This window comes from Candidatus Afararchaeum irisae (genome assembly GCA_034190545.1).
Taxonomy (GTDB): Archaea; Halobacteriota; Halobacteria; order Halobacteriales; family Afararchaeaceae; genus Afararchaeum; species Afararchaeum irisae.
Genome location: JAXIOF010000056.1, coordinates 1 through 2,108, shown reverse-complemented (window position 1 = coordinate 2,108; position 2,108 = coordinate 1). Strand labels below are relative to the sequence as shown.

The following is a 2,108-nucleotide window of genomic DNA, read 5'->3' as shown; positions in this document are numbered from 1 at the left end:
TCAAACATGCCGTAAAACAGTAAATCAAGCTGCGTATGGCGATTCACCAAAGCCGGTGGAAAGGAAGCCATACAGACGGTAGTCGACGACTTCTACGACCTTGTGATGGAGGACGACAGAGTCAACGTCTACTTTGAGGACACAGACATGGAGAGACAGAGGGCACACCAGGCTAAGTTCATCAGTTCGGTTGCGGGTGGTCCCGTAGAGTACACGGGCGACGACATGCGTGAGGCACACGAGGGAATGGGTATCGGCGACAGGGAGTTCGACATCATAGCGACGCATCTCAAGGAGGCGTTCGAGATCAACGACGTAGACGAGGAGAAGATAGACGCGGTGATGTCTGAGGTCGAGTCACTGCGTGATCCGGTTCTGAACCGGTGAGCAAGTCGGAGGAAGTATTTTAAGAGTAGAGTCCCATACGACGGAAGTATGAGAAGAGTCGATCAGGACAAGGTCTACTTCGAGTGTCAGGTCTGTGGACACCGCTTCCAAGCGAATCCCAACAAGCTCGTCAAATGCCCCCAGTGCGGGAGCGAGGACGTCGAAAGAATATGACGGAAGGGGACAGATGATAACCGAGGGAAGACTTAAACCGCGCCGCGATCAGTTATACCCATGGGAAACGCTATACGTGAAGCCGAGAGGGAAGACATAGACGAGGTACAGGAGGTCGCCCACAGGTCGTGGGAGGACACCTACGCCGACATACTCGGCAAGGAAGAGATAGACGAGACTGTCGACGACTGGTACTCGACCGAAACCCTGGAGGACGCGATACGTATGCCCGACTCGTCCTTCCTAGTCTACGACGACGGAGACGAGATAGGCGGCTTCTCACACGCTGTCGTCAACGGCGACGAAGCCGATCTCCTACGTCTCTACGTCGATCCCAGACACAGAAGAGAGGGTATAGGAACACGTCTCCTACACGAGACACGTGAGAGGCTCTCGGATCTCGGAGTCGAACGTCTCAAGGTATTCGTCCTCGCCGACAACAAGGTCGGAAACGCCTTCTACCAGAGTCTCGGATTCAAGAAAGACGACACCAACGAAACCGAGATAGAAGGAGAGCCGTACGAGGAGAACGTCTATGTTATAGAAGTGGGGGAGTAGATTCTCTGTCTCTGGCATAAGTGTATAGAGTCTTTTGTCTTATTTACTCATATTCAGTCCCTGTATTATTTGAACTCCCTTTCACGGGAAGGTATTTTCGGGGGGTAGACCCGTCGCTGTCTGGTGGTTTTGTGTTCCCGAAGAATCCGTAAAAATTTGCTTGGACCGTATCGAGAAACTACGTTTCTCGAATGCTCCAAAACATAGGTTTTGGACCGGCGGGGGGCGTGACTATACCACTTCCATGACTCGATTTGTTCCATTTCATAGGCTCATAAACTCCTTTCGCGTCCTCATCTTCTCACGCTCGTTTCTCTTATCGTAGTGCTCATCGATCACGTCAAGAGTAGCATCAACACGCTCCGACACCACCTCCGGAGGAATATTCTCCTTCAGGTGATAACTGATAGACGACCGACGGAAATCATGAGGAGACCTCGAACTAGGACAGTGACTCAGCTTATCCCTCCTCGTCCAGTCACACGTCGCCCTCTCCTTCCCATGAGGACAGTCGCCCGTCCAACACGGAATCGACACCTTGTAAGCCACCGTCCTGTACGGAGTCTTCGTCAGCCTACCTTCTCTACTGGTTATAAGCGGCTCTCTTCCGTAGTCGTCCGTGACATTGTGACGGTTCTCCTCGATGTAGTCCTCTACCACCTGGGCGTAATAATCACCAAGAGCCAGATCCCTCTCAGCACTGTCGGCATTCTTAAGAGGAGTATCTGTCTCAGGACGGTGTCTTATCTGTAGACACGGCTCGTCGGGATCGAAGTCGTCAACGTCAAGAGCACGTATCGAGCCGATACGTAGAGCACCGTGCCATATCAGCGATATTATCACGTGCTCTCGAGACGCGTACTCGTAAGTCTCGAGCTTCTCGAGTATGTCGCGGACTCGGTCTTCAGGAACCTTCGCGTCCTTAGACTCCTTGTCATCTGTCTTTAGCTAAGTTAGAAACCGCTTGACAATAGCGTCTTATCGAGGCT

General features: G+C 52.2%; 2 protein-coding genes and 2 pseudogenes. 3 read left to right on the top strand and 1 reads right to left on the bottom strand.

What is annotated here, in order from left to right; genetic code table 11:
- Nucleotides 1-54: 54 nt before the first annotated feature.
- The 3 genes and pseudogenes from SV253_07055 to SV253_07045 all read left to right on the top strand — a co-directional run bounded on the left by SV253_07055 (nucleotide 55) and on the right by SV253_07045 (nucleotide 1,119).
- Nucleotides 55-387 (top strand): annotated as a pseudogene (locus tag SV253_07055) (group 1 truncated hemoglobin).
- Between the two features lie 48 nt (nucleotides 388-435).
- Nucleotides 436-561, top strand: a complete 126-nt coding sequence (locus SV253_07050) for a hypothetical protein (protein MDY6775817.1) — start codon at nucleotides 436-438, stop codon at nucleotides 559-561.
- 60 nt (nucleotides 562-621) lie between these two features.
- Nucleotides 622-1,119, top strand: a complete 498-nt coding sequence (locus SV253_07045; GenBank protein MDY6775816.1) for a GNAT family N-acetyltransferase — start codon at nucleotides 622-624, stop codon at nucleotides 1,117-1,119.
- Between the two features lie 264 nt (nucleotides 1,120-1,383).
- On the opposite strand, the pseudogene SV253_07040 reads toward SV253_07045, so the two are convergent.
- A pseudogene (locus SV253_07040) lies at nucleotides 1,384-2,013 on the bottom strand (site-specific integrase).
- Between the last annotated feature and the right edge of the window lie 95 nt (nucleotides 2,014-2,108).

Excerpts from the sequence above, each read along its gene's own strand:
- SV253_07050 (MDY6775817.1), top strand. The coding sequence starts at position 436 with ATGAGAAGAGTCGATCAGGACAAGGTCTACTTCGAGTGTCAGGTCTGT.
- SV253_07045 (MDY6775816.1), top strand. The coding sequence starts at position 622 with ATGGGAAACGCTATACGTGAAGCCGAGAGGGAAGACATAGACGAGGTA.